The organism is Streptomyces misionensis, assembly GCF_007896895.1.
Classification (GTDB): domain Bacteria; phylum Actinomycetota; class Actinomycetes; order Streptomycetales; family Streptomycetaceae; genus Streptomyces; species Streptomyces misionensis_A.
The window spans coordinates 1-5,607 of sequence record NZ_VOGW01000202.1; the positions used below are offsets into that span (position 1 = coordinate 1).

Genomic DNA, 5,607 nt, shown 5'->3' on the forward strand with positions numbered 1-5,607 from the left:
GCCGGGCGCGCCCGGAGCCGCCGCCTGGTGCGGCCCGCCCGGCTGACCGGCCTGGCCCGGCTGTGCCACCTGCTCCGGTCCGCCCGCCGGCCCCTCGGTCCCGGGCGTGCCGCCCTGTGCCTGCGGGGACGCGTCGGGAGAGGCCACCGGCACGGGAGGCGCGGACGGGGCCGGGGGTACCTCGTTGCCCTCGTTCTCGGTGCTCACAGCTCTTCTCCTCGATCCACGGCTGTTGTCCTCGGTCGCGCTCGACACGCTCGTGCACGCTCGGCGGCGCGTGCGCGCTGGTCGTGTCCCGTCACGATGCGGCTGCGCATGGTCCTGCGTTCACTGTTCCAGTTTGTCTGCAGTCAGCTTTTCCCACGGGCCGTCAGAGCACCATAAGCCGTGGCTGTGGGTCCTGGCCCACTCTTTACATAGGGCATTGGCCGCAAAAGTTATATAACCCGGCACAGGGCACGCCACCGTTCGCCGTCCTGACGCATGAGCGCCCTCACGTGTACCCCGCGGGGGTGGCACCATGACGCGGTGACCCACGCACCACAGCCCTCCCCTCAGGTCGTCGCCCACCGGGGCGCCTCCGAGGACGCGCCCGAACACACCCTGGCCGCCTACCGGAAGGCGATCGAGGACGGCGCGGACGCCCTCGAGTGCGACGTACGGCTGACCGCCGACGGCCACCTGGTCTGCGTCCACGACCGGCGGGTGAACCGTACCTCCAACGGCCGCGGCGCCGTCTCCGCCCTGGAGCTGGCCGACCTCGCCGCCCTGGACTTCGGTTCCTGGAAGAGCCGGGACGCCTGGCGCGGCCGGGACGAGGAGCCCGACTGGGAGCACCGGCCCGAGGACCGCGAGGAGACCTCCGTCCTCACCCTGGAGCGGCTGCTGGAGCTGGTCTCGGACGCCGGGCGCCGGGTCGAGCTGGCCATCGAGACCAAGCACCCCACCCGCTGGGCGGGCCAGGTCGAAGAACGGCTGCTGAGCCTGCTCAAACGGTTCGGCCTGGACGCGCCCGCCACGGCCGCCGAGTCCCCGGTGCGGATCATGAGCTTCTCGGCGCGCTCGCTGCACCGGGTGCGCACGGCCGCGCCCACGCTGCCGACGGTCTACCTGGTGCAGTGGCTCTCGCCCCGGCTGCGCGAGGGCCGGCTGCCCGCGGGGGTGCGCATCGCGGGGCCCTCGGTGCGCATCGTGCGCAGCCACCCCGGGTACGTGGAGCGGCTGAAGCGGGCGGGCCACCAGGTCCACGTGTGGACCGTGAACGAGCCCGAGGACGTCGACCTCTGCGTCCGGCTCGGTGTCGACGCCATCATCACCAACCGCCCGCGCGCGGTGCTGGACCAGCTCGGCCGCCGTCCGTCCTGTTGACGTCCCGCCGCCCGCGTCACGGCCCGTCACCGGGAGTGCTCCGGCGCGTTCGCTCCGTGGGCGGCCGTGCCGAATGCGTCACCGGAAGAGGATTGGCCGGTTTCCGGCACAGATCACTGGGGCATCCACACCGTGGCGTGGGGCGAAGGAGGTCTCGGGGGTGGCGTTGGTGGTGGCACAGGAGGTGCCCACGTCGTCGTGCATGGCCGTACCCCATGGCCCTGCGGGCGTGGGGGACGCGAGGCGCCGGATGCGCGCGCAGCTGCGCGACGGCGGCGTGCCGGAAGCGGTCGTCGACGATGCCGTACTGATCCTTTCGGAACTGCTGAGCAATGCCTGCAAACACGGCCGGCCGCTGGGCGACACGGCCGGTGAGGGCGGCGTACGGGCCGCGTGGCGGGTCGATCCGCGGGGCCGGCTCATCGTGGAGGTCACGGACGGCGGGGGCCCGACCCGCCCGGCGCCGGCCACCCCCTCGGTGACGGCGCACGGCGGCCGGGGGCTGAACATCATCACGGCGCTCGCCGACGACTGGGGCGTCCGGGACGACGTCCGCGGCGAGGTGACGGTCTGGGTGGTGGTCCACGGGGACGTGCACGACCCGGACGCCCGCTGCCGGCGCGACCACGTCGCCGCGGCGATCACCGCGTCGGCGCTGCCCGAGCTGGCGGGGCTGGATCTCGCGGAGGCGTTCGAGGACCTGGCCTGAGGGCGGGCGGCGGGGGCGCGCCCCCGGCGTCGTCCGGGGGGTCCGCCGTCGCGCGGGCGCCGTCGCGCGGGCGCCGTCGTCCACAGGGCGCAGCGCGGGCGTGCGTTGTCCACAGGTTCCCGTCGGCCGGGGCGCGAACGGCTAGGCTCCCGCCGTACGAGACGAGCCGTAACCGGGAGACATCCACGATGGCCAAGAAGCGACCCCAGACGAAGGCCAAGCGCCCACAGCCGGCGGGCGGGGCGGGCGCCGACGGTGCCATTCCGGTGGTCGGCGGCCGTGAGCCCTGCCCCTGCGGCAGCGGCCGGCGCTACAAGGCGTGTCACGGCCGGGAGGCCGCGCACGCCGTGACCGAGCTGGTGCGGCGCCCGTTCGAGGGCCTGCCCGGCGAGTGCGACTGGGTGGCGCTGCGCGAGCTGGTCCCGGCCGCGACGGTCGAGCTGACCCTCAAGGACGGCCTGCCCGAGGACGTCCCGTCGGTCACGCTCGCCACGGTGCTGCCGATGGCCTGGCCGGCCCTGCGCCGCGACGACGGCTCGGTCCTGCTCGGCCTGCAGAACGACACGGCCTCCGGTGACATCAGCCGCGATCTGGCCGACACCCTCCAGCGCGCGCTGGTGGCGGAGCCGGGCACCCCGGTGCAGGGGCGGCGCGCCCCCGCCGACGGTCCCCGGTTGCAGGAACTGATCGACCCCGAGGGCGCGTTCGAGCCGGTGGTGCACAGCGGTTTCGAGTTCTGGGTGCCGGACGCGGAGAACGCCACCCCGGAGGTCGCCGCCTCCCTGGAGCGGGCCAATGCGGCCGCGATCCCGACCGTGCGGCTGTCCGGGGTGGACGCCGCGTACTGGTGCGAGACCCCGGAGAAGAACCACCTGCGCTGGGTGATGCCCCACCCGGAGGAGCGGCTTCTGGACGCTCTCGCGCGACTGCACGCGGCGGGCCGCTCCAGCCTCGGCGAGGGCACCCGGCTCGTGGGCTCCTTCCGTGCTCACGGGCTCACCGTGCCGGTCTGGGACCTGCCGAGCGGGGTCGGCGCGCAGGACGTGGAGAAGCCGGCGGCCGAGTTCGCCGAGCGGCTGGCCGCCGCCCTCGCGGTGGAGGAGCCGCTCACCGCGGAGGAGCGCCGGGCGCGCGGCGGACTGACCAACCGGCAGGTCACGCTGAGCTGACGCGGGTGCCCAGGGGTGTCATGACCGATCGACCGGCCGGTCATGACACCGGACCACCAGGCGGGTGACTCCCGTCACAACTCCGCGTTCCGAGACGGAAATCCGCGGGAAATCGGTGGCCGAATGCCTGAGTCGGAATTTGCGAACGGCGGATCTCTTGTTACCGTTCCAGTAGCCCGGTTGCTGGTGCATCCCCCGTCGCCAGCAACCGGGTCTTTCCATGTCCGCGCTCGGTGCGCCCGAGGCGCCGCACGGTGTCAACCGCCGTCCTGGTCGCCGGAGTTGCTGCCCGAGCGCAGCAGCAGCCGGCCCTCGGCCCCCCGCTCGGCGAACTCGGCGACGGCCGTGTAGTCGTCCGGGCCGCCCCGGCTGCGCTCCCGGGGTGTCTCACAGGTCGCGGGCTCGTCGTCGGCCCCCGTCTCGCAGCGTGTCCGTACGGTTCGGCCGCGCGGCCCCATGAGGCTGAGCTCCGCGTCCAGCGGCGAGCCGGTGGCGTTGCGGTAGTAGGTGCGTGCCCAGGTGTCCGCGCCCTGCGTCAGCACACAGGTCTGCGCCTCGACGCCCGCTGGCGCGGTGAGTTGGGGCCCGCAGCGGGCGGCGGTGGCCAGGCCGAGGCCCAGCAGCGAGTCGCTCGGGGCCGCCGACGGGTCCTTTGCGTCACCGTGCCGGAGCATCCCGGGCACCAGTGTCTCGCCCACCTCCCCGACCTGCCCCGCCGACGCCACGGTCAGCGGCAGGACGACGGCGGCCGTCACCACGAACGCCAGTCCGACCAGATGCGCGCGCCGGGGCTCGGACCTGCCGTAACGGGCCCTGCGGTAGGCGGACTTGCGCCTGCCGTCGAGAGGCGGCTCCGCATCGCGCCGGGAGCCGGGCCCGTTCTCCGTGCCCGGTCCCTCGTCGAGGGGCCGGGCGCGGCCGGGCCCCCCGCGCCCCCGCCACCGAGTACCGGGTCCCCCAGAAATTCGCAGCATGGGCGGAAGATAACGAGCGCGGGGCGCCGACCGGGCGGTGCGCGCCGGGCGGCCCCTACAACTCGGGCGCGCTCACACCCGTACGAGTGAGGGCGTCGACCACCGCGTCCACCACGGCCTCGACGTCCGGCACCCAGGGCGCGGCCGAGCCGGTCAGCGGGGCCCGCTCCCAGCGCACCGCGCCCGCGCCGGTCTCGGACGGGGGCAGCGCGACATAGCCGCCCTCACCGTGGAAGCGCAGGGAGCCGGGGACGAAGTCCTTGGCGTAGAGCAGCTCGCCCAACTGCTCCATGGAGTACGGCTTGACGAGCAGCGCCCAGCGGGTGGGCGAGGCGATCACCGGGCCGAGGCGCATGCCCCGCCGGTCGAGCAGGGCGAGGGCGCGGGAGGCGGCCAGCGCCGGCAGGCTGACCGCGCACGGCGCGCCGACGCCGGTCGCGAGGATGATGGGCGCGCTCGGCCGGTTGGTCCACCACCAGCGCACCATGCGCGCGTCCGTGGTGGCCGCGAGCAGGCCCGGGTCGAAGGGGTGGGCGCCGGGCACCGTGCACTCCGGGTCGGGGCAGCCGCAGCGGGCCCGGCCCTGCGGGTCCGGGGCCACGCCCGGGAGTACCGGCCACTGCCACTCCGTCGCGACGGTGAGGGCCGTGCCGAGCAGCTCGGGCCTTCCGTCGTTCCGTCGCCTGGACAGGAGCCTGCGTCGCCTTCCGAGGATCTCGCGCATGAGCGCTCGTTCCTTTCCGTTGCACCGCTGGCAACACCGTGGTCCACATCACAACATGAGTCGATCACTTCACTGTGCGTACCTGGTGGCGCATCACATCCCCGCGCACTGCAGGGGATCCCCAGGGGGTCGAACGTCGGCCGCTGCCGCGTCCGTGGCGCATGGGGCAGGACGCGATCGCGGCGTGGGGTGGCGAAGCATGGCGTTATGCCGTCGCGCGTGGTTCTCTCCGCCTCCGCCACGGGAGGATGGGGCTCGGCCGTCGGTGGTTATGACGCCCGGGTCCGTCGCCAGGTTCCGGGTGGCCCCCAACCACCCCTGGCCTTCACCGAGTACGTACCCATCACGACCGTTGTGACGCTCCGTGGAGCGAGCCCAGTCGATCGCAATGGACCGTTCCCCCAGGCAGTTTTGAGCCAACTTGGCGGTAAGGCAAGGGGTTCGGAGAAATCACCCATCAGTCCCTCGGACACCAGGAATCCCCGCAGGACAATGCTGGACATCCCCTCACGAGTGCGTGTACATGTGGAGACACTGCTAGCGGCGCAGAATCACATGGGGGTTTGCGATGCTTTTCAGCACTACGCACCGGTCCGAAGGCCGCGCGCCATGAACGCCCCGCACCCCCCGAAAGTGGCCGGAATCGATCCCACCGCTCCCACC

The 5,607-nt window shown here is 73.6% G+C and carries 5 protein-coding genes and 1 pseudogene; 3 read left to right on the top strand and 3 right to left on the bottom strand.

The window, feature by feature from the left end; translation table 11 throughout:
- Positions 1-207: pseudogene (locus tag FRZ03_RS39905) on the bottom strand (protease); the annotation flags it as partial.
- A 321-nt stretch (positions 208-528) separates the two neighbouring features.
- On the opposite strand from FRZ03_RS39905, the gene FRZ03_RS37760 reads away from it, so the two are divergent.
- From FRZ03_RS37760 to FRZ03_RS37770, 3 genes are all read left to right on the top strand, one after another.
- Positions 529-1,368, top strand: coding sequence for a glycerophosphodiester phosphodiesterase (locus FRZ03_RS37760; RefSeq protein WP_146469675.1), 840 nt, complete (start codon positions 529-531; stop codon positions 1,366-1,368).
- 73 nt (positions 1,369-1,441) lie between these two features.
- Entirely contained in the window at positions 1,442-2,077 is a 636-nt protein-coding gene (locus FRZ03_RS37765) for an ATP-binding protein (protein ID WP_146469676.1), read from the top strand.
- 188 nt (positions 2,078-2,265) lie between these two features.
- The gene (locus tag FRZ03_RS37770) at positions 2,266-3,246 is read left to right on the top strand and encodes a DUF5926 family protein (protein ID WP_146469677.1); all 981 of its coding nucleotides are present in this window, start codon (positions 2,266-2,268) and stop codon (positions 3,244-3,246) included.
- A 257-nt stretch (positions 3,247-3,503) separates the two neighbouring features.
- On the opposite strand, the gene FRZ03_RS37775 is transcribed toward FRZ03_RS37770, so the two are convergent.
- Positions 3,504-3,932, bottom strand: a complete 429-nt coding sequence (locus tag FRZ03_RS37775; protein ID WP_398662219.1) for a hypothetical protein — start codon at positions 3,930-3,932, stop codon at positions 3,504-3,506.
- Between the two features lie 343 nt (positions 3,933-4,275).
- Positions 4,276-4,944, bottom strand: a complete 669-nt coding sequence (locus FRZ03_RS37780) for a bifunctional DNA primase/polymerase (RefSeq protein WP_146469678.1) — start codon at positions 4,942-4,944, stop codon at positions 4,276-4,278.
- Between the last annotated feature and the right edge of the window lie 663 nt (positions 4,945-5,607).

Coding starts and splice junctions, on each gene's coding strand:
- FRZ03_RS37765 (WP_146469676.1), top strand. CDS start 1,442: ATGCGTCACCGGAAGAGGATTGGCCGGTTTCCGGCACAGATCACTGGG.
- FRZ03_RS37780 (WP_146469678.1), bottom strand. CDS start 4,944: ATGCGCGAGATCCTCGGAAGGCGACGCAGGCTCCTGTCCAGGCGACGG.
- FRZ03_RS37770 (WP_146469677.1), top strand. CDS start 2,266: ATGGCCAAGAAGCGACCCCAGACGAAGGCCAAGCGCCCACAGCCGGCG.